Annotated in this window: 23 protein-coding genes; 19 read left to right on the top strand and 4 right to left on the bottom strand. The window is 63.3% G+C overall.

Going from position 1 to position 24,881, the window contains the following annotated elements:
- The first annotated feature begins 110 nt into the window (after positions 1-110).
- From thrB to D8M36_RS02135, 16 genes are all read left to right on the top strand, one after another.
- The gene (gene thrB / locus D8M36_RS02210; protein WP_126846343.1) at positions 111-1,040 is read left to right on the top strand and encodes a homoserine kinase; all 930 of its coding nucleotides are present in this window, start codon (positions 111-113) and stop codon (positions 1,038-1,040) included.
- Between the two features lie 278 nt (positions 1,041-1,318).
- Positions 1,319-3,211, top strand: coding sequence for a transcription termination factor Rho (rho, locus tag D8M36_RS02205; protein WP_126846341.1), 1,893 nt, complete (start codon positions 1,319-1,321; stop codon positions 3,209-3,211).
- A 156-nt stretch (positions 3,212-3,367) separates the two neighbouring features.
- Positions 3,368-3,580, top strand: coding sequence for a 50S ribosomal protein L31 (rpmE, locus tag D8M36_RS02200; RefSeq protein WP_016664822.1), 213 nt, complete (start codon positions 3,368-3,370; stop codon positions 3,578-3,580).
- Positions 3,581-3,684: 104 nt separating this feature from the next.
- A complete protein-coding gene (prfA, locus tag D8M36_RS02195) occupies positions 3,685-4,782 on the top strand; it encodes a peptide chain release factor 1 (protein ID WP_065248023.1) in 1,098 nt (365 codons plus the stop codon).
- 6 nt (positions 4,783-4,788) lie between these two features.
- Complete coding sequence (locus D8M36_RS02190) at positions 4,789-5,715, top strand: N5-glutamine methyltransferase family protein (RefSeq protein ID WP_126846339.1); 927 nt, start codon at positions 4,789-4,791, stop codon at positions 5,713-5,715.
- Positions 5,712-6,491 carry an L-threonylcarbamoyladenylate synthase gene (locus tag D8M36_RS02185; protein ID WP_074299574.1) on the top strand — a complete coding sequence of 260 codons (780 nt, stop codon included), beginning with the start codon at positions 5,712-5,714 and terminating at the stop codon, positions 6,489-6,491. The genes D8M36_RS02190 and D8M36_RS02185 overlap by 4 nt, the downstream gene beginning before the upstream one ends.
- Positions 6,488-7,612, top strand: coding sequence for a glycosyltransferase family 4 protein (locus D8M36_RS02180; RefSeq protein WP_074299575.1), 1,125 nt, complete (start codon positions 6,488-6,490; stop codon positions 7,610-7,612). The genes D8M36_RS02185 and D8M36_RS02180 overlap by 4 nt, the downstream gene beginning before the upstream one ends.
- Positions 7,609-8,028, top strand: a complete 420-nt coding sequence (locus tag D8M36_RS02175; protein WP_074299577.1) for a hypothetical protein — start codon at positions 7,609-7,611, stop codon at positions 8,026-8,028. Before D8M36_RS02180 ends, D8M36_RS02175 begins: the two co-directional genes overlap by 4 nt.
- Before the next feature lie 187 nt (positions 8,029-8,215).
- Complete coding sequence (gene atpB / locus D8M36_RS02170) at positions 8,216-9,022, top strand: F0F1 ATP synthase subunit A (protein WP_126846337.1); 807 nt, start codon at positions 8,216-8,218, stop codon at positions 9,020-9,022.
- Between the two features lie 94 nt (positions 9,023-9,116).
- On the top strand, positions 9,117-9,347 hold the full coding sequence (atpE, locus tag D8M36_RS02165) for an ATP synthase F0 subunit C (RefSeq protein ID WP_065248019.1): 231 nt from the start codon (positions 9,117-9,119) through the stop codon (positions 9,345-9,347).
- Between the two features lie 12 nt (positions 9,348-9,359).
- Positions 9,360-9,902, top strand: coding sequence for a F0F1 ATP synthase subunit B (locus D8M36_RS02160; RefSeq protein ID WP_074299578.1), 543 nt, complete (start codon positions 9,360-9,362; stop codon positions 9,900-9,902).
- Between the two features lie 14 nt (positions 9,903-9,916).
- The gene (locus tag D8M36_RS02155) at positions 9,917-10,729 is read left to right on the top strand and encodes a F0F1 ATP synthase subunit delta (protein WP_074299580.1); all 813 of its coding nucleotides are present in this window, start codon (positions 9,917-9,919) and stop codon (positions 10,727-10,729) included.
- A gap of 71 nt (positions 10,730-10,800) precedes the next feature.
- Positions 10,801-12,429 carry a F0F1 ATP synthase subunit alpha gene (gene atpA, locus D8M36_RS02150; protein ID WP_126846335.1) on the top strand — a complete coding sequence of 543 codons (1,629 nt, stop codon included), beginning with the start codon at positions 10,801-10,803 and terminating at the stop codon, positions 12,427-12,429.
- 44 nt (positions 12,430-12,473) lie between these two features.
- Complete coding sequence (locus D8M36_RS02145; RefSeq protein WP_126846333.1) at positions 12,474-13,391, top strand: F0F1 ATP synthase subunit gamma; 918 nt, start codon at positions 12,474-12,476, stop codon at positions 13,389-13,391.
- Between the two features lie 27 nt (positions 13,392-13,418).
- Positions 13,419-14,903: a F0F1 ATP synthase subunit beta gene (gene atpD / locus D8M36_RS02140; protein ID WP_126846331.1), complete on the top strand. Its 1,485-nt coding sequence runs from the start codon at positions 13,419-13,421 to the stop codon at positions 14,901-14,903.
- Positions 14,904-14,908: 5 nt separating this feature from the next.
- Complete coding sequence (locus tag D8M36_RS02135) at positions 14,909-15,226, top strand: F0F1 ATP synthase subunit epsilon (protein WP_238638363.1); 318 nt, start codon at positions 14,909-14,911, stop codon at positions 15,224-15,226.
- Positions 15,227-15,296: 70 nt separating this feature from the next.
- Here the strand turns inward: D8M36_RS02135 and D8M36_RS02130 are convergent, their stop codons facing one another.
- On the bottom strand, positions 15,297-16,493 hold the full coding sequence (locus D8M36_RS02130) for an N-acetylglucosamine-6-phosphate deacetylase (RefSeq protein ID WP_126846329.1): 1,197 nt from the start codon (positions 16,491-16,493) through the stop codon (positions 15,297-15,299).
- Complete coding sequence (gene nucS / locus D8M36_RS02125) at positions 16,494-17,177, bottom strand: endonuclease NucS (protein ID WP_126846327.1); 684 nt, start codon at positions 17,175-17,177, stop codon at positions 16,494-16,496.
- 117 nt (positions 17,178-17,294) lie between these two features.
- On the opposite strand from nucS, the gene D8M36_RS02120 reads away from it, so the two are divergent.
- From D8M36_RS02120 to D8M36_RS02110, 3 genes are read left to right on the top strand one after another with little or no spacing between them, the layout of a single operon-like run.
- The gene (locus D8M36_RS02120; RefSeq protein WP_126846325.1) at positions 17,295-18,575 is read left to right on the top strand and encodes a hypothetical protein; all 1,281 of its coding nucleotides are present in this window, start codon (positions 17,295-17,297) and stop codon (positions 18,573-18,575) included.
- Complete coding sequence (locus tag D8M36_RS02115; protein WP_126846323.1) at positions 18,572-19,609, top strand: hypothetical protein; 1,038 nt, start codon at positions 18,572-18,574, stop codon at positions 19,607-19,609. The genes D8M36_RS02120 and D8M36_RS02115 overlap by 4 nt, the downstream gene beginning before the upstream one ends.
- A gap of 32 nt (positions 19,610-19,641) precedes the next feature.
- Positions 19,642-20,514 carry a tetratricopeptide repeat protein gene (locus D8M36_RS02110; RefSeq protein WP_126846321.1) on the top strand — a complete coding sequence of 291 codons (873 nt, stop codon included), beginning with the start codon at positions 19,642-19,644 and terminating at the stop codon, positions 20,512-20,514.
- Between the two features lie 86 nt (positions 20,515-20,600).
- Here D8M36_RS02110 and glgB read toward each other — a convergent pair whose 3' ends face one another.
- Positions 20,601-22,805, bottom strand: coding sequence for a 1,4-alpha-glucan branching protein GlgB (gene glgB, locus D8M36_RS02105; protein WP_126846319.1), 2,205 nt, complete (start codon positions 22,803-22,805; stop codon positions 20,601-20,603).
- A gap of 24 nt (positions 22,806-22,829) precedes the next feature.
- Positions 22,830-24,824: an alpha-1,4-glucan--maltose-1-phosphate maltosyltransferase gene (locus D8M36_RS02100; protein ID WP_238638345.1), complete on the bottom strand. Its 1,995-nt coding sequence runs from the start codon at positions 24,822-24,824 to the stop codon at positions 22,830-22,832.
- Between the last annotated feature and the right edge of the window lie 57 nt (positions 24,825-24,881).

Raw genomic sequence — 24,881 nt, 5'->3', positions numbered from 1 at the left:
GGACACCGCACCCCCGAAACTCGCTACGCTTGAAGCGACGCTACCCGCATCAGGTCCGTGCGAGTCACCGGTGAAGCGCCGCGGCAGCAGCGCGATGAAGAGAGGCAAGTGTGAGAATCGCGAGAGAACGCGTGACGGTGCAGCCGTGCGCGACCAGCGCCAACCTTGGGCCGGGCTTCGACAGCCTCGGCATTGCCCTTGACCTTCGCGACCGCTACACGCTCGAGGTCACCACGGGCGCCACCGAGGTGGTGATCCACGGCGAAGGGGCAGGTGAGCTGCCCGTCGACGACACGAATCTCATCGTCCGCACGCTGCGCGAAACCCTCGAATGGGTGGGTGCGCCCCAAATTGGCGTGCGGCTCACGTGCACGAACGTGATCCCCCAAGAAGCGGGCCTGGGCTCGAGCGCCGCGGCAATCGTGGGCGGTATTGCCCTGGCGCGAGGAATTCTCCAGGACCCAAACGCCATCGACGATCAGGCGATGCTCGAGATCGCCGCCTCGATCGAGGGGCATCCCGATAGCGTTGCCCCTGCCATCTACGGAGGTGCATGCCTCGCCTACACCGAGGGAGAAGAAGTTCGTGCCGTGCGCTTGCGCGTCGCGAATGCTGCCGACGGTCGCCCCGTTCTGCGCCCCCTCATCATTTCGCCGAACCGCACGCTCTCCACCATCGCGGCGCGTGCGAGCCTGAGCCCCGACGTGCGTCGCCGCGACGCCACTCACAACATTGCCCGCGCCGCGCTGCTTGTCTACGCCCTCGCGGAGGACCCCTCGCGCCTGTTCCAGGCCACCGCCGATCGCCTTCACCAGGATGCCCGGAGCGGGCAGATGCCCCAGAGTGTGAGCCTCGTGCATGTGCTGCGCTCGCAGGGCGTGCCCGCCGTAATCTCGGGGGCAGGCCCGACGGTACTTATTCCCACCGATGCCCCAGCCGACATCGCGCGTATCGTGAGCGAAGTGGTGGAAGACCCGGACGACTGGCGCCTCGCCCGCGTGCCCCTTGCACAAGAGGGCATTCGCACTGTGTTATCGTGAGGGTGCTCGGCCACGCGAACGTGGCCCCGCCCTCGTTGAAGGCTGGCGAACCGCCACCGCGTAAAGCCACAATCCTTCCCTCGGCGGTAGGCGATCGCATACGAGTCATTCTCATGGCGGCCGGGCATTCCTGACACCGACTGGTGCCCCTCCTTCGGCGTGAAAGCGTCACGAGCCTCTCGCCAAGCGCCCGAGCGCGCGTTTTTCCCCGAAAAGAGCACCGTCACCTCACGAAACTGGGAACAACCACGGGACACATACCTCAGAAAGGACCCCGGGTGAACGACAACTACACCGACGCCGCCGAGCTTTCGACAAAGAGGCTCCCGGAGCTTCAGGCCATCGCGACTTCCATGGGCATCCGCGGCGTGCGTAAGCTCCGCAAAGGCGAGCTGATCGAAGCCATCAGCACGGGCAAGGTACCGTCGGCCCCCGCCGCGCGCGCTCCCAAGGCGAGCGCCGCTGAAACCGCGGGCACGGCCGAACCTGCCCAGACGAACACGAAGAGCGCTGCGAGCGCTGAGCAGGCAGAGAAGCCCGCGCGCACCCGCAAAGACCAGAGCGAAAAGTCGAGCGACGACCAGGGCACCGCTCAGGACAACCGCGCTGCTGAAGCCCGCGACAACGACGACGAGCGCGGCGACCGCCACGCTCGCCGCCGGGGGGACAGCCCCCGCCGCGTCGAAGACATTAAACTCCCTGATTCCGAGACCGCGCGCGAGCGCCGCAAGGACGCGCGCGAGGACCGTCGCGATCGCCGCAGCGACCGCGGGCAGGGCGGCAATGACTCCGATCAAAAGAATCGTGAAGGCGAGGGCCGCCGCGACCGCCGCAACAACCGCGGCGATGGAGAAGACAACAACAACGACCGTCGCGGTCGCCGCTCGCGCGGTCGCGAGCGCAACCGCAATCGCAACCGCCGCGATCACGACAACAACGGCGAGCCGCAGGTGCGCGAAGACGACGTGCTCGTCAAGGTTGCGGGCATTCTCGACATTCGCGATAACTACGCTTTCGTGCGCACCACCGGCTACCTCCCCGGCCCGAGCGATATTTACGTGTCGATGAACCAGGTGCGTAAGTATGGCCTGCGTAAAGGCGACGCAATCGTGGGCCAGGTCAAGGCCCCCAAGGATGGCGAAGAGCAGCAGCGCCAGCAGGACTTCCACCACGGTGGTGGCGGCCGCGGGCGCGGACGAGGCAACAAGGCCCACTCGAAGTTCGCGGCACTTGTGAGCGTCGACACCGTCAACGGCATGACACCGGAGAAGGCGAAAGCTCGCGTTGAATTCAACAAGCTCACGCCGCTGTACCCCGATACGCGCCTTCGCCTCGAGAACAAGGCCACGAACTTCACGCCTCGCATCATCGACCTCGTTGCCCCCGTGGGTAAGGGGCAGCGCGGCCTGATCGTGGCACCGCCGAAAGCCGGTAAGACCATCATCCTGCAGCAGGTTGCCGAGGCGATCACGCAGAACAACCCCGAGGTTCACCTCATGGTTGTGCTCGTCGACGAGCGCCCCGAGGAAGTCACCGACATGCAGCGCACCGTCAAGGGTGAGGTCATTGCCTCGACCTTCGACCGCCCCGCTGACGACCACACGACCGTCGCCGAGCTCGCGATCGAGCGCGCGAAGCGCCTCGTGGAAATGGGCCGCGACGTGGTTGTGCTCCTCGACTCGATCACGCGCCTCGGCCGCGCCTACAACCTCGCGGCGCCAGCCTCCGGACGTATCCTCTCGGGCGGTGTCGACTCCTCGGCGCTTTACCCGCCAAAGCGTTTCTTCGGTGCAGCCCGCAACGTGGAAAATGGCGGCTCGCTCACGATCCTCGCGACCGCGCTCGTGGACACCGGCTCGAAGATGGACGAAGTGATCTTCGAAGAGTTCAAGGGCACCGGCAACTGGGAGCTCAAGCTTGACCGCAAGCTTGCCGAGCGCCGCATTTTCCCCGCCGTCGACGTCAATGCGTCAGGTACGCGCCGCGAAGAAGAGCTCATGGGCAACGAAGAGCTCGCGATCATGTGGAAGCTGCGCCGTGTACTCAGCCAGCTCGAGCAGCAGCAAGCGATCGAGCTTCTCCTCGAACGCCTCAAGAAGTCGCAGAACAACGGGGAGTTCCTGCTCGCCGTGTCGAAATCCACCCCGAAAGTTCCTCGCCAGGGCGAATAAGTCCAGGCGACGCTCATGGGAAGCGGCCTGTAAGCAGAGTTACAGGCCGCCAACTGGAGCTCCGGCTTCCTTTCATGGGAAACTGGACGGCGGTTCTGGTTCACGGCCCGCGTCGCGGAGCCGACCCAGCGGCCATGATTGAAAAGGAGACATCACATGAAGAAGGGGATCCACCCCGAATACGTGGAGACCACGGTGACCTGCACCTGTGGCAACACGTTCGTGACCCGCAGCACGAAAGCCGACGGAAAGATCAACTCCGAGGTGTGCTCGGCCTGCCACCCGTTCTACACCGGTAAGCAGAAGATTCTTGACACCGGTGGCCGCGTGGCCCGCTTCGAAGCACGCTACGGCAAGCGCAAGAAGTAGCTTTTCAAAGCGGCGCTGGCACCCCGCCTCCATGTGGGATGTCGGCGCCGCTTTCGCGTACGCGAAACCTCCACGCCCGCTACACCACGTCAAGAAAGACCCTCATGTTTGAGAATGTGTCCTCGCTCGTTGATGAATTCTCGGCCCTCGAGCAGCAAATGGCCGATCCCGCGCTTCACAACGACCACAACAAGGCCAAGCGCGTGGGGCGCCGGTACGCCGAGCTCGGTCCCGTGGTGAGGGCGTACCGCGAGTGGCTTGCGACGGGCGAGGACCTCGAAACGGCGCGCGAGTTTGCCGAAGAGGATTCGTCGATGGCGGAGGAAGCGAAGGCGCTTGAAGCCAAGCGCGAAGAACTCACGGCTACGCTTGAGGACCTGCTCGCGCCGCGCGACCCCAACGACGCGCGCGACGTGATCCTCGAAGTCAAGGCTGGTGCGGGCGGCGACGAGTCAGCCCTGTTCGCCGCAGATCTCGTGCGCATGTACGAGGCATACGCCACAAGGAATGGCTGGAGCACCGAGATCATTACCGAGACCGAGAATGACCTCGGCGGCTATAAAGATCTCTCGATGTCGATCCGCACGCGCGGCAATGTGGGTCCCGCTGAAGGCGTGTGGGCGCACCTCAAATACGAGGGCGGTGTGCACCGCGTGCAGCGCGTGCCCGTGACTGAATCCCAGGGCCGCATCCACACCTCGGCCGTCGGTGTTCTCGTTGTGCCCGAGGCCGACGAGGCAGATGAAGACGAGTTTCTAGCGGAACAACTCCACCCGAACAACCTGCGCATCGACGTCTACCGCTCGTCTGGCCCAGGCGGGCAGAGCGTGAACACGACCGACTCGGCCGTGCGCATCACGCACCTTCCCACGGGGCTCGTGGTGAGCTGCCAAAACGAAAAGAGTCAGCTCCAGAACAAGGAGCAGGCCATGCGAATCCTCCGCTCGCGCCTGCTCGATGCCGTGCACGCCGAGCAGGAAGCGGAAGCTTCCGCTACCCGTCGCTCCCAGGTGCGCACCGTGGATCGCTCCGAGCGCATCCGCACCTACAACTTTCCCGAGAACCGCATCGCCGACCACCGCACCGGGTACAAGGCCAACAACCTCGACCAGGTTCTCAACGGGGACCTTGAGCCGGTCGTGAAGTCCCTCATGGATGCCGATCGTGAAGCGATGCTCGCCGCCGCAGGCTCGAACGAGTAGGCACACATGACTCGCGGGAGGCTCAGCGTGTCGCAGCGCGTCGCGCTCGCGCGGCGCAATGCACGCTCGAGACTGCACGCGGCAGGCATTGACTCCGCCGAGGCTGAGGCACGGCTCATTGTCACCCACGCCGCGCGTGCGAGCACGTCCCTCGTGCTCCTCGACGAGCTCCCCGAAACCTTCGAAGCTGACGTCGACGCGGTGCTCACACGCCGCGAAAAACGCGAGCCCCTACAGCTGCTCCTCGGCGAAGCCCCCTTTCGCCGTCTCACCCTGGAAACCGCCCGCGGCGTGTTTCTCCCGCGGCCCGAGACCGAGCTCGCGCTCGACATCGCCCACACGTGGGTGCGCGACGAAGGCCAGCAAGCGTCGGACCCCCTGCGCGCCCTTGACGCCTGCACCGGAAGCGGAACCCTCGCCGCCGCGCTCCTCGACGAATTCCCCGCCGCCCGCGTGAGCGCGTTTGACGTGAATGAGCGCGCCGTGGAACTTGCGCAGCGCAACTGCGAAGCTGCCGGGCCAGGCCGCTCCGACGTCTTTTGCGCCGAATTGCCCACGGAGAAAAAAGAACTCGACAACTTTGTGCGAGCGTACATTCCCGAGAGGCCGCTCGACCTCGTCCTTGCAAACCCTCCCTACATCCCGGCACGCGAAATCCCTTCCGACCCCGAGGTGCGCGACTATGACCCGCACGAGGCGCTCTTTGGGGGAGGGGAGAGCGGACTCGACGTTCCCGGCGCCGTGATTGAGCTCGCCGCACGCCTCTTGCGTCCAGGTGGGCTCCTCGTGATGGAGCACGATGAAAGTCAGGGGGACGCGACTCGAGCGCTCGCCGGGGCCACAGGAAACTTCGAGATGATCCGCACCGCGTGCGACCTCACGGGACGCGACCGCTTCCTCGTGGCGCACCGCGCACCACAAGTGAGAGAATGAGGCACGTGAGCGTTTACGACTACACCGACGAATCCACGCGCGAGGCCGCCCTCGAGGCGGCAGCCACCGCCGTCAAGGACGGCAAACTGCTCGTGCTGCCCACCGACACCGTGTACGGGATCGGTGCCGATGCCTTTAACAAGGACGCCGTTCAAGCGCTCCTCGATGCCAAGGGCCGTGGCCGCCAGTTCCCGCCTCCCGTGCTGATCGGTGACCCGAACGTTATGCACGCCCTCGGCTTCGATATTCCTCCGATTATCGAGGATCTCGTGGAGGAATACTGGCCCGGCCCGCTCACCGTGATCGTCCAGGCCCAGCCCTCCCTGCACTGGGACCTTGGCGAAACCAAGGGCACGGTGGCGCTGCGCATGCCCAACCATGAGGCCGCCATCGCGCTCCTTAAGAGGACCGGTCCGCTCGCCGTGTCGAGTGCGAATAAGCACGGTGGTGAGGCCGCCAAGAGCGTCATGGACGCGGCCGTGCAGCTCGGTGATGCAGTCGAGGTGTACCTCGACGGCGGCAAATCGCGCATTGGTGAGTCCTCGACGATCATCGACGCGACAGTGAACCCCCCGAAGATCCTGCGCCGTGGTGCGTTGAGCGAAGAAGAGATCGTGGAAAAGTTCGGGGAAATCTTCACGCCCGAAAAGCCGCACGATCCCGAAGAGGTCGACCACGCCGAAGAATCTGTAGAGCCCGGAGAGGTTCAAGAAGCCGACGGCGCGAAGGCGCCCGAAGAAAAATCCACTGCCGGCGAGGATAAGGCCGACGCTTGAGGGTTTACCTCTTTCTTCTCCTGATCGCCGCGGCCGTCACCTATCTCGTGACGCCCGCGGCGCGCGTCGTTGCGAGGCGCATCGGCGCGATGACCGCCGTGCGTGACCGTGATGTGCATCAGGATGTCACCCCTCGACTCGGTGGGGTGGCGATGTTCGCGGGTGTCGCGGTCGCGATGGTGCTTGCCTCGAACGTTCCCTTCCTCGACCCCATTTTTCGCGGTTCCTTTAAAGTCTGGTCGATCCTCATTGCGGGCGGGCTTATTTGCCTGCTCGGCGGTCTCGACGACAAATTTGACCTCGACTGGCTCACGAAACTTGCCGGCCAAGTGCTCATCGCGCTGTTCGTCGCGTCGCAGGGAGTGCAGTTGACTACCCTCCCGATCGGGGGGCTCACGCTCATTTCCGCTCGGTCCTCGCTCATTTTGACCGTCATCGTGATTGTGGCGGCGATGAACGCCGTGAACTTTATCGACGGGCTCGACGGGCTCGCCTCCGGGGTCATGGCGATCGGGGGAGGAGCCTTCTTTATCTATGCCTACCTGCTCACGCGTGACGTCTCCTCAACCGACTACTCCTCGATGGCCGCGCTCATCACCGCGGTCATGATTGGTGCGTGCCTCGGATTCCTCCCGCACAACTTTTCAAAGGCGCGCATCTTCATGGGCGATTCGGGAGCCCTTTTCCTCGGTCTTTTGCTGGTCTCGGCAACCATCGCCGTGACCGGCCAGGTCGATCCGGCTCGCCTCGCCCCCTCCGATGCCTTCGGCCAGCTTCTTCCGATCCTCATGCCCGTGGGCGTCATGATCCTTCCCGCCCTCGACATGGTGCTTGCGGTCGTGCGGCGCGTGGGAAGCGGAAAATCCCCCTTTCATGCGGACCGTCGGCACCTGCACCATCGCCTGCTCAACCTTGGCCATTCGAAACTCGGCGCCGTGCTGATCATGTACACGTGGACCGCGCTCGTGTGCCTATGCCTTCTTGCGCCCGTATTTTTCGAGGTCAAGACCGCAATGATCATTTGGATCGGCTCACTCGTCATCGCTATAGTCGTGACCCTTGACCCCCTGCGGGCGCTCGCTCGCGCTCGAAAAAACCAGGACCTGGAGAAAACCTCATGAGCACCGCAGAAAAGAACCGCGCGCACAACAACGCCCTGGTGCAAAAAGCGATCGTTTCTGCGGTGGCCGTGGGCGCAGTGATCGCTGCCGTCGTCGTGCTTGTCGCTTGGGTGGGCTTTGACCCGCTTGCCCGAAACGGCGCCATCATCGGCGCTCTTCTTTCGCTCGTCATCACCTTGCCCGCACTCATCGTCGCGTACTGGGGTATCGCCCAGAGCCCCGTCATCATGCTCGGCACTGTCGCATGCACGTGGGGCGGCAAGATGCTCGTGCTGATTGTGTGTCTCATTCTGCTCAGGGAAGCAACATGGCTCTCTATGCCGTGGGTAGGAATTGCGCTTCTCTTTGGCGCGGTTGCCCCAACCGCGGTCGAAGGAGTGCTCCTTGCGCGTACGCGGCCGAAAATTGAGGTGTAAGAGGCACCAACCTGAGTCAAAAGTCCGCCTCCTCCTCTGTTATATTGATACAGAATGCTGAACGATTAGCGGCGAAGTCTGCATGTGTGCTGAAGGCGCCTGCACGGCAACGCGGCCGCGTCGAACAGATCGTCCCCTGCCCGTGGTGAACGCCGAGCGTGAGCCGACAACTCTGGAGTAAGAGCAGTTGATTCCTAGCGAAACTTCGCGACTCGTCGCCGAAGGTGGGCTGGATTTTCACATCCCCTCCCTCGCCGACTTTTTCCCTGACGCGCTTCTCTTTGCGGGCACCCCGTTTGAGTTCAATCGCGTGCAGCTCGTTCGCCTCATCGTAGTAGTGGGCTGCCTCGCGATTACCTACGCGATTGCCTCCCGGGCCAAGGTTGTGCCGGGGCGCATCCAAAGCGTTTTCGAGCTCTTCATGGGCTTCATTCGCGACAACGCGATCGAGCCCGTTCTCGGTAAAGCAAAGGGCCGCCGCTTCGCGCCCATGCTCTACACGCTCTTCTTCCTCATCCTCTCGATGAACCTCGCTGGTGTGACCCCGGGCCTCAACCTTGCCGGCACCTCCGTGATCGGCATGCCGTTCCTGCTCGCGATGTGGACCTTCGGCACCTACGTGTACTGCGGCATGAAGCAGCACGGCTTCCTCGGGTACTTCAAGCACGAGACCATGCCCCCGGGCGTTCCGAAGCCCGTGTACCTCCTCCTCGCACCCATCGAGTTTCTCCAGCTCGCCGTCGTGCGCTGGTTCTCGCTCACCGTGCGTCTTCTCGCCAACATGGTGTCTGGTCACATGATGCTCGTCGTGTTCATTTCCCTCACGCAGGCGATCCTCTTCTCAGGATCGTGGCTCATTGCCGCGACTCCCTTCGCGGGGGCCTTTGCACTCGGCATTTTCGGCTTCGAAATCTTCGTTGCTCTTCTGCAGGCCTTCATCTTCACCGTACTTTCCGCCGTGTACATCAACATGGCGACGAGCGAAAGCCACTAAGGCGCTTCGATTTTCCCGATTTTCCACCCCGAGCCTCGGCTCACAACCGAAACCCTGCCCGGCAACGCGGCAGAAAACTGAAAGGAATACCCTCGTGGGCACCACCATTCTCGCTGAAATCAACGGCAATCTCTCGTCGCTCGCCTACGGCATCGCGGCCTTCGGCCCGGCCCTCGGCATCGGTATGATCGGCGCCAAGACCGTCGAGTCAATGGCGCGCCAGCCCGAGATCCGCGGCTCGCTTCAGACCACGATGCTTATCGCCATGGCATTCGTCGAGATTATCGCGCTCCTCGCGATCGTCACCGGCCTCCTCTTCTCCTGAGGCTAAATCCGAATGTATCTGGCAAGTGGAGAACGGGAGGTCAGCAAGTACGACTTGCTCATCCCCCATGTCCCTGAAATTGTTTGGAGCGCCATCTTCATCCTCATCTTTGCCTTCGTATTCATGAAGTTCGTTCTCCCGAAGATGAATCGGGTCCTGGACGAACGTGCAGCGAAGATCGAGGGTGGAATCCGTAAGGCGGAAGAGGCCCAGTACGAGGCCGATCGCCTCAAGGCCATGCAGGAAAGCGAACTCGCTGCCGCACGCCGCGAAGCTGCTGAGATGCGCGAAAAGGCCCGCGAAGAGGGCTCGCGCATCATCGAAGAGGCTCGCACTCGCGCAAGCCTCGAGACCGAGCGCATGATCGGTGCGGGCAAGCAACAGATCGCGGCCGAGCAGGCGCAGGCAAGCGCCGAGCTTCGCGGCGAAGTTGGCTCGCTCGCAAGCACACTCGCTTCGAAGATCGTGGGCGAATCGCTTAGCGACGACGAGCGCTCGCGCCGCGTGATCGATCGTTTCCTCGACGAGCTTGAATCGTCGACCGCGGCGAAGTAAGGAAGGCACAGCACATGCGCGGAGTTTCCGCCAAGTCGCTCCACAGCGTGCTTAGGCGCGCCTCGGAGTCCACCTCGGCGAACGCCCCCACCACCGAGATCGCACACGAGCTTTTCGAAGCCGTGCGCGTCATCGACTCGAGCAATCAGCTCGTGCGCCTCTTGAGCGACCCCGGTCGCGACGAGGACCTCAAGGCCGATGTCGTGCGGCGCCTTTTCGGCGGCCGCGTCAGCGAGGCCGCTCTCGAGGTTCTTCTTGAGGCCTCGCGGTGCACATGGTCGGAGCAAAACCACCTCCTCGAAGGAATCGAGTTTGCGGGCGTCTCCCTCGTTCTCGATGAAGCTCGAGGGCAAGGTGCAGCGCACACCGTGGAAGAAGAACTCTTTCAGGTCGCGCGCCTCGTCGAGGACACCCCGGAGCTCTCCGAAGCGTTCGACTCCAAGCGCGACGACATCTCGGCGCGCGTGGGGATCATCGAGAGGCTCCTGAGTGGCAAGGTGGATTCGGCAACCGTCGCCATTGCCGCTCAAGCGGTGAGCTTCGAGCCCTCTGCCAAGGTTCCCGCCCGACTCCTCGGGTTCGCGAACTTTGCGAGCGCCGAACGTGACCGCCGTTCCGGCGTAGTCACGAGCGCGGTCGAACTGACTCCCGAGCAGCAGGAACGCCTCACGCGCATTCTTTCCGCCCGTTACGGCGGGGAGCTGAGCCTGAACTACGAGATCGACCCGAGCGTGATTGGCGGCCTCCGCATCACGATCGGTGACGACCTCTACGACGCCACGATCTTCGGCCGTGTTCGCGATGCGCGCGAACGCATTTCCGCCTAAGAATCACCAACGAGAACACGTACCACCCCTCCCGGTAGCACCGGGAATGACCAAGAAGGAAGCGGAGCGCGATGGCCGAGCTCACCATTCGTCCCGAGGACATCCGGGACGCACTCGACACTGCGGTGTCGAACTACCAGCCCCAGAACGCAGGTCGCGAAGAAATTGGCCGCGTTACCGAATCAGCAGACGGCATTGCACGCGTCTCGGGTCTGCCGAACCTCATGGCAAACGAGCTCGTGCGCTTCGAGGACGGCTCGCTTGGACTCGCCCTCAACCTCGAACTTCGCGAGGCCGGCGTCGTTGTTCTCGGTGAATTCACCGGCATCGAAGAAGGCCAGGAGGTGCGCCGCACCGGGGAGGTCCTTTCGGTCCCCGTTGGCGACGGCTACCTCGGCCGTGTCGTTGACCCGATGGGCCGCCCGATCGACGGCCTCGGCGACATCGAGACCACGGGCCGCCGCGCCCTCGAACTCCAGGCGCCGAGCGTCATGCAGCGTAAGAGCGTGAAGGAACCGCTCCAGACCGGCATCAAGGCCATCGACGCGATGACCCCGATCGGTCGCGGCCAGCGCCAGCTCATCATTGGCGACCGCCAGACCGGCAAGACCACGATCGCCGTGGACACGATCCTCAACCAGAAGGCCAACTGGGAAACGGGCGACCCGGATCAGCAGGTGCGCTGCATCTACGTTGCCGTGGGCCAGAAGGGCTCGACGATCGCCTCGGTGCGTGCGACCCTCGAGGAAAACGGCGCGCTCGACTACACCACTATCGTTGCCGCCCCTGCCTCCGACCCCGCGGGCTTCAAGTACATCGCTCCCTACGCGGGCTCGGCAATCGGCCAGCACTGGATGTACGAGGGCAAGCACGTTCTCATTGTGTTCGACGACCTCTCGAAGCAGGCCGAGGCCTACCGCGCCGTGTCGCTTCTGCTTCGCCGTCCGCCGGGCCGCGAGGCCTACCCGGGCGACGTCTTCTTCCTCCACTCGCGTTTGCTTGAGCGCTGTGCAAAGCTCTCCGACGACATGGGTGGCGGTTCGATGACCGGCCTGCCGATTATCGAAACGAAGGCCAACGACGTCTCGGCCTACATCCCGACGAACGTCATCTCGATTACCGACGGCCAGTGCTTCCTCCAGTCGGATCTCTTCAACGCCAACCAGCGTCCCGCAGTCGACGTGGGTATCTCGGTGTCGCGCGTTGGCGGTTCGGCACAGACCAAGGCCATGAAGGGTGTTTCCGGTACGCTCAAGATTTCGCTCGCGCAGTACCGCGACCTCGAGGCGTTCGCGATGTTCGCCTCGGATCTTGACGCGGCTTCGAAGCAGCAGCTTGCGCGCGGCGCTCGCCTTACTGAGCTTCTCAAGCAGGGCCAGGCAAAGCCCATGCCATTCGAGGAACAGGTGGTGTCGATCTGGGCCGGCACGAAGGGCAAGCTTGACGAGATCGAGGTCGAGGACATCCTCGAGTTTGAGGAGCGTCTGCACGAGTTCCTGCGCCACAACGGCACGATCCTCGAAACCATCCGCGAGACCAAGAAATTCTCGCCGGAAACCGAAGCGGAACTCGAGACCGTGATCGAGAACGTCAAGCGCGACTACTTCGCTGAGAAGCAGAAGGACGCCGTGTACGACAACAATGGCGTGATCGAAGACGAGGCCATCGAGCAAGAGTCGATCCTCAAGTCCTCCAAGTAGTGGCGGATGTTCGAGTAAGAGAACGTTAGTCACGAGGGAGAGATATGGGAGCCCAGCAAAGGGAATACAAGAAGCGGATCGGCTCCGCGAAGGGCATGAAGAAAATCTTCCAGGCCCAGGAAATGATCGCGGCTGCCCGAATCTCGAAGGCGCACGCACGCGTGCAGGCCACGACGCCCTACGCACAAGCGATCACCAAAGCGATCGCCTCGGTTGTGCAGCACTCGGAAGAGACGAACCACCCGTTCCTTGAAGCGGATCGTACTTTCTCGAATCGCGTGGGAGTTCTGCTCATTACCTCGGATCGCGGTATGGCGGGTTCGTACTCGCCGAGCGCCATCCGCGAGGCCGAGCACCTCACGAACAAGCTTCGCGACGAGGGCAAAGAACCGATCATGTACGTCGTTGGCCGCAAGGGCGATTCGTACTACCGGTTCCGTAACCGACCGGCGGAGAAGTCGTGGATCGGTGTCAAGGAAGAAGACCTTCCGAAACTCGGTCGCGAAATCGCCTCACTCTTCCGCGAGGCTCTACTCACGGAAGAAATCGAGGACCATCTCGACGAGCTCTACGTCGTGGGGCACCGGTTTACGAACCGATTCCGCCAGGATGTGAATGTCGTGCGCCTCGTGCCGCTGCAGTTGAGTGCCGAAGGCGCCGAGAGCCGATTGACGAAGCAGTACCCGCTGTACGAGTACACGCCGAGCGCTGATGAGGTGTTCGAACAGCTCGTGCCGCGCTACGTCGAGTCGCGCATCATCAACATCCTTCTCCAATCGATCGCGTCGGAACACGCGAGCAGGCAGAAGGCCATGAAGACTGCGACCGACAACGCGGAAACGCAGATCCAGAAGTTCACGCGCCTCGCAAACTCCGCTCGCCAGGCCGAGATCACGCAGGAAATCACGGAGATCGTGGGCGGTGCGGACGCCCTCAATGCCTCCGGCAGGAAAGAACGCTGAGCACGAAAGCACATTTGGAGTAAAAGAATGACCATCACCGAAAATGCCCCGGCACAGACCGAGGCTAGCGCCGCCATCGGTCGTGTCGCTCGCGTGACCGGCGCCGTTGTCGACGTCGAATTCCCCGCGGGCCAGATCCCCGACATGTACAACGCTCTCGTCACCGAGATTGAGCTGCCCACGGGCGATGAGGATGGCGGCACTAGCACGCAGACCCTCACCCTCGAGGTCGCCCAGCACCTCGGCGACGGCATGGTGCGCGGTATCGCGCTCAAGCCGACCGACGGTCTCGTGCGCGGCCAGGCCGTGCGCGACACGGGCGCACCCATCTCCGTTCCCGTTGGCGACTTCACCCTCGGACGCGTTTTCGACGTCGTGGGCAATGTGCTCAACGGCGACAAGGGTGAGAAGCTCGAGATTAACGAGCGTTGGCCCATTCACCGCAAGGCCCCGAACTTCGATCAGCTTGAGTCGAAGACTCAGATGTTTGAGACCGGCATCAAGTCGATTGACCTCCTCACCCCGTATGTGCAGGGTGGCAAGATCGGCCTGTTCGGCGGCGCCGGCGTGGGCAAGACCGTTCTTATTCAGGAGATGATCTACCGCGTGGCGAACAACCACGACGGCGTCTCCGTGTTCGCCGGTGTTGGCGAGCGCACGCGTGAGGGCTGGGACCTCATCGAGGAAATGACCGAATCGGGCGTGATCGAGAAGACCGCTCTTGTGTTCGGCCAGATGGACGAGCCGCCGGGCACGCGTCTTCGCGTGGCACTTTCGGCTCTCACGATGGCGGAGTACTTCCGCGACGTGCAGAACCAGGACGTGCTCCTGTTTATCGACAACATCTTCCGCTTCACGCAGGCGGGCTCCGAGGTGTCGACCCTCCTTGGCCGCATGCCTTCGGCGGTGGGCTACCAGCCGAACCTCGCGGACGAGATGGGTGTGCTCCAGGAGCGCATTACCTCGACGCGCGGCCACTCGATTACGTCGATGCAGGCGATCTACGTTCCCGCTGACGACTACACCGACCCGGCTCCGGCCACGACGTTTGCGCACCTCGATGCGACGACCGAGCTCAGCCGTGAGATCGCTTCGCGTGGTCTGTACCCCGCGATCGATCCGCTTGCGTCGACCTCGCGCATCCTCGACCCGCGCTACATCGGCCAGGATCACTACGATGTCGCGGTTCGCGTCAAGCAGATTCTTCAGCGCAACAAGGAACTTCAGGACATCATCGCGATGCTCGGTGTCGATGAGCTCTCGGAAGAGGACAAGGTCATCGTCGCGCGCGCACGCCGCATCCAGCAGTTCCTTTCGCAGAACACCCACATGGCGAAGCAGTTCACGGGTGTGGACGGCTCGGACGTGCCGCTGCGCGACACGATCGAGGGCTTCAAGGGCATTTGCGACGGCGAGTTCGACCACATCGCCGAGCAGGCGTTCTTCAACGTTGGCGGTATTGACGACGTGCTGAAGAACTGGGACCGCATCCAGAAGGAAACCTCGAAGTGAGTGCCATGAAGGTCAACTTCGTGTCGGCCGAGGGCAGCATCTGGGAAGGCGAAGCCGAGTACGTTTCGGTGTTCGCCATCGACGGCGCGATGGGCATCATGGCCGGCATGGAGCCGCACCTTGCGCTCCTGAGCGAGGGCCCCGTGGTGATTACCGAAGTCGGTGGAACGAAGCACGAGTTCCAGGTCACGGGCGGTTTCTGCTCCGTTGACGACGAGGCCGTGAACGTCGTTGCCGACGAGGTCCTCACCGAGGAGGCAGCGCGCGAGGCGGCTCTTGCGCGCTCCACTCCGTCGTCAGAGCTCGAGGGTGACGCCGCTTAAGCGTCCGCGAGACTTTTTCACGAAGGCCCCGCCTGCCGAGTGCAGGTGGGGCCTTTGCGTGTATCGGGGGTTAGTGCACCCAGGTTCCGCCGTGCATGACCCGTTCGGGCTCGAGCCCCTCGGCGCTCACGAGCGCGAGGTCTGCGCGAGCACCCTCACGAATCTCGCCGATATCGTCGCGTCCCAGTACCGTCGCGGGGGTTGCGGTTGCGGCGAAAACAGCGCGCTCAAGAGGCACGCCTGCCTCGAGGTGGGCGAAGCGCACGACGTCGAGTAGGTGGGCGGTGCCTCCCGCGATCGCGCCGCCTTCGGTGAGGGTTGCAACGCCGTCTTTGACCGTGACGGGAAGCGAGCCAAGAACGTAGTCGCCGTCGGCCATTCCCGTCGCGGCCATCGCGTCGGTGATGAGCATGATGTGCCCGTCGCCGATGAGGTCGAACGTGTAGCGCACGGTGTCGGCGGACGTGTGGACGCCGTCGGCGATGAGCTCGGCGACGACCGTGCCGGCGGCGGCCTGGTCGATAGCGGCGAATGCAGGGCCGGCGTCGCGATGGTGGATGGGGCGCATCGCATTGAACAGGTGGGTGGCGGTTGGCTTCAGGGAACGGGCGACGGGTCCGACGCTTGCCAGCTCTTCTTGAGCCCTCTGGATCGCGGTGACCATCTGCTCACCGGTGCAGTCCGTGTGGCCATAGCTCGGGAGGGCGCCGTGCGCGATGAGGGCGCGGGACACGCTGCCATCGAGATCGGCTTCGGGGGCGATTGTCATGGTCGCGATGGCGCCGCCGCCTTCCTCTAGTAGCTCGAGGGTGCGCGCGGCGTCCCCCTCAGCGATGAACTGGGGGTCGTGAGCGCCCTTGCGAGCGTGGGAGATGAAAGGGCCCTCGAGGTGAATTCCGGCCAACTCTCCGGCCTCGATGAGCGACCGTAGCGCGCGCACCCTCGACATGAGCGTGTCCTGCGCGGCGGTCACGAGTGAGGCAACAATGCTCGTCGTGCCGTGTGCGCGATGCTCCGCGATGGCCGGCGCCGCCTGCGCCGGGTTCTCGGTGTCAGGGAAGGAGAATCCACCGCCGCCGTGGCAGTGGAGGTCCACGAGTCCCGGGAGAATAAGGCCGTCGTGGCGCACGTGGTCGTCGAAGGTGAGGCCGCTTGGCACACCACGTGCCGGGCCGGCGTAGGTGATCGTGTCGTCCTCGAGGAGGATCGCGGCATCCGGAACGAAGGAGCCGGAAAGGAAGGCGGTGCCGTCGATGCGCGTGACCATTTAGAAGAGCCTCAATTCAGAGTTATCGATTCCACGAAGTTCGTCGTAATCAAGGGTGAGACATTCGAAGCCGCGGTCTTTCGCGAGCGTGCGCGCTTGCGGCTTGATTTCTTGCGCGGCAAACATTCCCGTCACGGGCGCGAGAAGCGGATCGCGGTTAAGGAGCTCAACGTAGCGGGTCAGCTGCTCCACACCGTCGATTTCACCGCGTCGCTTGATTTCGATCGCGACCGTTTCGCCTTCGGGGTTCTTGGCGAGGATGTCCACGGGGCCGATCGCGGTGGGGTATTCGCGGCGCACGAGCTTCCAGCCCTCACCGATGCTTGCCATATTCTCGGCGAGGAGCGCCTGCAGATGAGCCTCGACGCCTGCCTTTTGGAGACCAGGGTCGATTCCGAGATCGCGGCTCATCTCCTCGAAAATCTCGAACACCGTGATTTCAAGGCTGTCACCGGTCTTCTTATGCGTAACCTTCCACATTTCGAGGGCGTCCTCGGCCTCGGCGGGTTCGATCGCGAGCGTGCACGGCGGTGCCATCCAGTTGAGGGGTTTATAGCTGCCGCCGTCGGAGTGGACGAGCACACTTCCGTCAGCTTTCACCACGAGAAGCCGAGGGGCTCGCGGGAGGTGCGCCGTAAGCCGACCGACGTAATTGACAGAACATTCCGCTAGAACTAATCGCACCGGTAAAGCCTACGTGATGGGTCTTTGAACGCTCTTTACATGAAGTGTTGGCCTGCCCACTACCATTCGCGGCCTTCAGACCATCGCCGGGAAACTTCGACAAAATAGGTGGGTACTGTGAAAAGCAGCATTCATGACGTCGGAAGAGCGAAAGGTCGTGTCCTCGTGCGAAAGTGGCTAGCGGGCATCCTCATCCTCCTCGGTCTTGCGGGACTCGCGCTCGGATGGGCCGGCCAAACCGTGTGGGCACCAAAGGAGAACCACACCGCGAAAGCAAGCTTCAATAATCCCGGGGCAGCGGTCGTGATCAACCCCGGAGTGCTGTACGTAGGAGGGCAGAAAGGCACCGTGACGATTAAGTCGAGCGGTGACTACTTCATGATTTCTGCCCCCGAAGGCACCGTGAAGGAATACCTCGCAAAATCGAAGTACACGGCGATCACGGGTGCTTCGAACTGGTCGACCCTTGCCACGAGCACCGAGAATGCCGATCAGAGCGAGGGGACCCAGGGCGTCCAGAACTCGGATCTGTGGTCCGAAGTCGAGGAGAAAAAATCGGGAGAGACCTTTGCCATCGAGGAGTGGTCGAAGGCGGAGCTCGATCCGAAGAACCGCCAGCCGTATCGGGCAATTCTCCTCGCGAACGATAGCGATGCCTCGACCATCACCGAGGTCCAGATTACGTGGCCGTCTCACGCCTCGAACCCGTGGACGCCGTACGCGTATGCCGTCGGCGCCGTGCTGCTCATCATCGGTCTCGTGCTGCTCCTCATCGCGTTCAATTCGCGTCCTGAGCGTGATCTGGAACTCGAAGAAGCGCTGCGGGACCGGCCCGTTCTCAACGAGGGCGAAGGAGAGTCCGACGCTAGCTCCACCTCGGGGGAGGCTTCAGGTGAGGAGGAGCCGTCGGTGCAAGAGGCCTCATCGCAGGGTTCACGCGTCGCGGAGGCAGGCGTCGGAACCGGTGAGCCCGCCGAATCGGAGCTGACCCCCGAGGCTGACGCCTCCCACGAATCTCAGATTGCCGCTGAACCCGGGCGGGCGCTCGAGCCGGAACCGGCCCCTGAGGCTAAGGCATCGCACGGACCTGAGCCGGTCGAGGCTCGGGAGACGGAAACCGAGTCTGCCGCAGCCGCTGTTGCCGAAACGGCGGAGGATTCCGAACCCGCTCCAGCCGTCGAGGCGACCACCGCCAATACTCCCGTGACGGTTGCGCGTCCAGGCCGCCGCCGCGGCACGCCCGATGACGTGACCGACCGGCTCAAGGCTCTTGAGCTCGATAAGAGCGAGACCAGCGCGGGAGGCGCGAGTGTGCGCCCCGGCCGCAGGCGTGCCAACGGAAGCAACGCCACAACCACGATGACCGACCCCATTGCCACACCGATCGAGGAAGAATGATGACAGGACTTTCGAGGCGCAGCCTCCTCGGGCTGACCGCGCTCACCGCCGCAGGTGCGCTGAGTGCATGCGGAAGCGAAACGAAACCGCCCAAGGTCGATCCCGGCCCCAAACTCGCGAGCCCCACCCCTGAACTCACGGGAACGAAGCTCGGTGAGATCCTCACGCAGTACGCGAGTGCACTTGAAAAGGCTGACGGAGAGAAGAATGCCGATCTCCTCGCCCCGCGCATCTCGGGAAGTGCCGCCGAGTTTCGCCGCGCGACATACGACATTATCGGGAAGGTTCCCGAACACGAAAGCGCCCTCCAGCGCCCAAGTGACTCGCTAGTGGTACCGATCTCCTCAACAGCGGAAGGCTTCCCCCGCTACGCGCTTGCGCTCGTCGACGACGCGGCGAACGCGGGCGAGGCGCGTTTTTTCGTTGGCCTCGAACAAAAGGACGCACGCTCCGAATACACCTCGTGGGGTTGGGCGCGCCAGGCCGCCGGTATTGAGATGCCGACCGTGCCGAGTGCCGAGGCTGGAACGACGCAGGTTGGTCTCGAGGAGCAAGGCCTCGTGCTTACGCCCAAGGAGGCGTTTGCGAAGTACGCCGCCGTTCTCACCGACGGACATGACAACGCTGATCCTGACGACCTGATTCTCGAGGACCCGTTCCAGCAGAGCGCCCACGCGGAAATTCAAGGTGAGCGCGCGCAAATGAACGAGGGGGTGGACTGGGATGAAGTCGCCTCCGTTCGTGAGGAGTACGCGGTCAAGGAGGACGAGTTCCTTGGCCTCGGGACCGCAGAAGGCGGCGCCGTCGTGATGGGCACCCTCACCTCGACTCGTCGCGTGAGCGTGAACTCCGGTTCAATCTCGTACTCGGATGACAACCTCTACACGAAGCTCGCGGGCACGAAGAAGTTCGAAAAAGAACTCGTGCGCACCTACGGCACCACGGTGCTCTTGCACATCCCCGCGGCTGAATCTGGCGCAAAAATCCAGCCGATCGGGGCCTATAAGGTCCTCCTCTCGGTCTCTGGCAGCTGATCGAGAACCAGGCGAACGACGAAGGAGAAACGATGACGAGCTCATATGGCGTGATGGACTTCAACACGCTCAAGAAAGAAAACCAGACCGGCGGCACGTCTGATCCGCTCGAGGGCGAAGTAGCGGTGAGCGAGGCGAACCTCGAGAGCCTCATCAAGGATTCTGCGCAGCACCTCACGATCCTCTTCGTGACGAGTGCGCGAGTGAACGGCGGTGCGGCCTTTACCGACGAACTCCGTTCGGTCATCGCGAAACATGCCGGGACGATCCGTCTCGCGATCCTCGATGCCGATCAGCAGCCGCGTGTTGCGGCGGCGCTTCGCGTTCAGTCGCTCCCCACGGCAGTGCTGCTCATGAAGGGGCAGGTGCAGCCGCTTTTCGAAGGCGTGGTGACGAAAGAACAGCTTGCCCCCGTGATGGACGAGCTTGCCGCCCTCGCCGGCAAGGAAGGCATGCACACCGAAGCACCGCGAGAGGAGGCCGAGCAGCCGGCGCTTCCCGAGGCACTTGAGAAGGCCTACTCGGCGATGGAAAGCGGCGACATGGATGGTGCTGAGGCGGCGTTCACCGCCTATCTCGAGGAGCACCCCGGTGAAAGTGAGGCCAAGAAGGGGCTCGCGGTGATCGCGCTCATGCGACGGACTCAGGACGTTGAGTTGCAGGCAGGCCGTGAGGCCGCCGCCTCGAACCCGAAGGACACCGACGCGCAGCTCATGGCCGCCGACCTCGACCTTCTCGGCGGGCACGTGGACGATGCCTTCGCGCGCCTTCTCACCTCCTTCCGCGATACGCCCGCCGAACGGGACCGCATCCGCGCGCGCTTGCTCGAACTCTTCGATGTTGTAGGAGCCGAGGACGACCGCGTGCTCCAGGCACGAAAGAAACTCAGCCGCCTCATGTTCTAGAAGCCCCGGGCGAAGGCACAGAACACAGAGAAAAAGAGGCTTGCGACCGTTCGGGGATCGCAAGCCTCTTCTCTATGCCCGCGTGGTTATTGGCGCACGTTGCTCTCGGGGGTGAAGAACACGGCGCCGAGCGGCGGAACGCTCACGCGTACCGAGTAGTCGAGGCCGCCGTATGGAACCGGCTCCGCCTGGACGCGGCCAAGATTGCCCACGCCGCTGCCGCCGTAGCTCACGGCGTCAGAATTGAGAATCTCGGCCCACGCTCCGCCCTCGGGAAGCCCAATGCGGAAGGCGCGCCACGGCTCGGGGGAGAAGTTGATGATCGCGACAACGGGATTTCCTTCGCGGTCGTAGCGCGCGAATGCCACGAGGTTGTGGCCCGCGGCATCGGCATCGAGCCAGCGGAATCCCGCGCCCTCCTGATCGAGCTCAAAGAGTGCCGGGTACGTGCGTTGCACGCGATTGAGGTCGCGCACGTAATCGTTCACGCCCTGGTGAAGCGGGAAATCAAGCAGCCAGAACGGGAGGGCCTGGTTTTCGTTCCACTCCGTTCCCTGCGCGAAGTCACAGCCCATGAACAGCAGCTGCTTGCCGGGATGCGCCCACATGAGGCTCAGGTACGCACGGAGGTTCGCGGCTTGCTGCCAATCATCGCCGGGAGCTTTGCGCAAGAGCGGAGCTTTGCCGTGCACGACCTCGTCGTGAGAAATCGGCAGGATGAAGTTTTCCGAGTACTGATACACCATCGCGAACGTGAGTTCGTGGTGGCGGTACTGGCGGTAGATCGGATCCTGACCGAGGTACTCGAGAGTGTCGTGCATGAAGCCCATGTTCCACTTGAAGCCAAAGCCGAGACCACCCTGGTCAGTGGGCTTCGTGACGCCCGGGAACGACGTGGACTCCTCGGCAATCATCGTGATGCCGGGAGCACGCTTGTACGCGGTCGCGTTGACCTCCTTGAGGAAGTCGATCGCCTCAAGGTTCTCGCGCCCGCCGTATTCGTTCGGGATCCATTCGCCTTCGTTGCGTGAGTAGTCGAGGTAGAGCATCGACGCCACGGCATCGACGCGGAGGCCATCAACGTGAAATTCCTCGAGCCAGTAGCACGCGTTCGCCACGAGGAAGTTGCGCACCTCGGTGCGGCCGAGATCAAAGATGTAGGTGCCCCAATCGGGGTGTTCACCCTTGCGCGGATCGGCGTGTTCATAGAGCGCGGTGCCGTCGAAGCGGGCGAGGGCCCATTCATCCTTCGGAAAGTGCGCGGGAACCCAGTCCATGATGACGCCGATCCCGGCCTCGTGGAGCGCGTTGATGAGATAGCGCAGGTCATCGGGGTGGCCGAGACGCGAGGTCGGCGCATAGTAGCCCGTGACCTGATAGCCCCACGAGCCGCCGAAGGGGTGCTCGGCAAGCGGAAGGAACTCGACGTGCGTGTACCCCATGCCCTTGACGTACTCCACGAGAGGCTCGGCAACATCGCGGTACGAGGTGTAGGGGCGCCACGAGGCGAGGTGCACTTCGTAGATTGACATTTGCGATTCGAGTGGGTTTTTCGCGGCGCGTTCGGCGAGGAACGCCTCGTCGCTCCACTCGAAATCTGAGTCGACGACGACGCTTCCCGTTGCAGGGGGCACTTCGGCGAGTCGTGCCATCGGGTCCGCCTTCTCGCGCCATACCTTGTCGGCGCCGAGGATGCGGAACTTGTAGACCGCGCCCGCGCGCACACCGGGAAGGAAAATCTCCCACACGCCCGAGTCACCGAGCGAACGCATGGCCGTGCGGCGGCCATTCCAACCATTGAAGTCACCGATCACCTGCACGGCGGCGGCATTCGGGGCCCACACGGTGAAGCTCGTGCCCTGGATGCCGTCGAGCGTGCGCACATGCGCACCGAGCGCACGCCACAGCTCCTCGTGGCGCCCCTCGCGGATGAGATGCAGATCGAAGTCGCTGATCGTGGGGAGGAATCGGTAAGGCTCATCGACGATTTCGGTGCCCCCGCCCGGCCATGTGACGCGCAGGCGATGCAGCACGATCGGTGAATCGGGGGTTTCGAAAGCGGCGCTAAAGATGCCGTTGTACTCGTGAGTGAGCTCAATTTCGAGACGTTCACCGCTTTCGAGGCGCACTAAAGCTTCGACCTTGTCGGCGAAAGGCTTGAGAGTGCGGATCGTGTATCCGCCCTCGTACTCGTGGAGACCGAGGATCGAGTGCGGTGAATAGTACGAGCCGGTGGCAACCGAACCGAGCTCATGCTCGCTCGCGGGCAGGAGGGGAGGTGTTGCGCTCATGTCTATCTCCTTTGGTGACGGCGCTCAGTAGCGAATAACGCGGAGGATGTGGGCGGGGCGGTAATCGGCGCTCAGTTCGACGTAGTTGTCGCGATCCCACAGGAACTGCTCGCCCGTGAGGAGATCCTCGACCATGTAGTCGGAGTGGATGTTGAGCGCTTCGGTGTCGATGTGCACCCACGTCGACGTTCCGCCCTGCGCGTCGGTCATCGAGACGACGATGATCGTGTCATCTAACCCATTTTCGGTATCGCGGCCCTCGACGTGCTTGGAGAATACGAGCACGCGGTCGTCGTCGCAGCCGTGGAAGTGGGTGGTCGTGAGCGTCTGGAGTGCCGGATGGGCCCGGCGAATCTCGTTGAGGCGGGTGAGGAGCGGTTCGAGCGAGCGACCCGAGTGGAGGGCCCCCTCGTAGTCGCGAGGCTTGTACTCGTACTTCTCGTTGTCGATGTTTTCCTGGGCTCCGGGCCTCGGCGTGCTTTCCACGAGCTCGAAGCCTGAGTAGATGCCCCACGTGGGCGAGAGAGTGGCGGCGAGGATCGCGCGAAGGCGGAAGGCATTCCAGCCGCCCTGCGACATGAAGGGGGTCAGGATGTCGTGAGTCGTGGGCCAGAAGCTCGGCCTCATGTAGTGGGCCGCGGCCTTGAGTTCCTCCATGTATTCGCGCAGTTCCTCGGGGCTATGGCGCCACGCAAAGTACGTGTACGACTGGTGGTAGCCCACCTTCGCGAGCGTGTGCATCATCGCGGGCTTCGTGAAGGCCTCGGCGAGGAAAAGCACCTCGGGGTGAGTTTCATGGAACTCGGCAAGGATTTCTTCCCAAAAGCGCACGGGCTTCGTGTGGGGGTTATCCACGCGAAAGAGAGTCACGCCGTGAGAGATCCAGTATTCGAGCACGTCGCGGATAGCTTCGTAGAGGCCCCGGTAATCGGTGTCGAAGCTGAGGGGGTAGATGTCCTGGTATTTCTTCGGCGGGTTCTCGGCGTAGGCGATCGAGCCATCGGCGCGTACCACGAACCATTCGGGGTGCTCTTTCACCCACGGGTGATCGGGTGAGCACTGGAGCGCGATATCGAGGGCCACTTCAAGGCCCAAGCTTTTCGCGTGCGCAACAAAGCGGTCGAAATCCTCGATCGTGCCGAGGTCGGGATGGATGGCTTCGTGGCCGCCGTCGGAAGAGCCGATCGCGTAAGGCGAGCCCGGATCCCCCTCGAGTGCCTCGAGCGTGTTATTGCGACCCTTGCGGTGGGTCGTGCCGATCGGATGGATTGGGGTGAGGTAGGCAACGTCAAAGCCCATGCGTTTGATGCGCTCGAGTTGCGGGAGAGAGCTTTCGAGGGTGCCGGAGACCCAGCCACCCCGCTCGGGGTCAAAGTGGGCGCCCTCGGAGCGCGGGAAGAACTCGTACCACGAGCCGTAGAGTGCGCGTTCGCGCTCAACGCGCACCGCGATTTTTGTGGAGCGCGTGGGCCAGCGGCGCAGGGGGTACTCGGTCATCGCCTCGTGCATATCGGCGGCGATCGCGGGGGCGATGCGGGCCGACGGATGCAAGCTCGTGTTGGTGAGGGCGTCAATCGCCGCTTCGAGGCGCGCCTTATGGGCTTTCGGCCTTTTTTTCTTGGCGATTTCGGCAAGCGCGGCGCGCAGCACGATCACGCCTTCGGCGCACATGAGTTCCTCATCGATGCCCGCGGCGATTTTGACCTCGGCGTTATGCGCCCACGTGAGATACGGGGCGTCAAACGACTCCATGCGGTAGGACCATTCCCCTTCGCGGTCGGGGCGGAAGGTGCCTTCCCAATGGTCGAGACCGGGGTTCGTGCACACCATGGGGGAACGCAGCGTCTCGCCCTCGGGATCGGTCACGAGGAGCTGCATGCCCATCTGATCGTGACCCTCGCGAAAGCTCGTGGCGTGCACCCGAACGCGCTCACCCACGACCGCTTTGACGGGGAAGCGACCGCCGTCGACATTCGGTGAGACGGACGTGATCGGGATGCGCCCGATTCCGGTGGTCATCGCTGCTTTCGCCCTCGTGGCCATTGTGCCTCCCAAACTCGGCCCGGTCGTGATCTG

The organism is Dermabacter sp. HSID17554 (genome assembly GCF_003989295.1).
GTDB lineage: Bacteria > Actinomycetota > Actinomycetes > Actinomycetales > Dermabacteraceae > Dermabacter > Dermabacter vaginalis.
The sequence above is the reverse complement of the archived record's forward strand: the minus strand, read 5'-3'. Positions and strand labels throughout refer to the sequence as shown.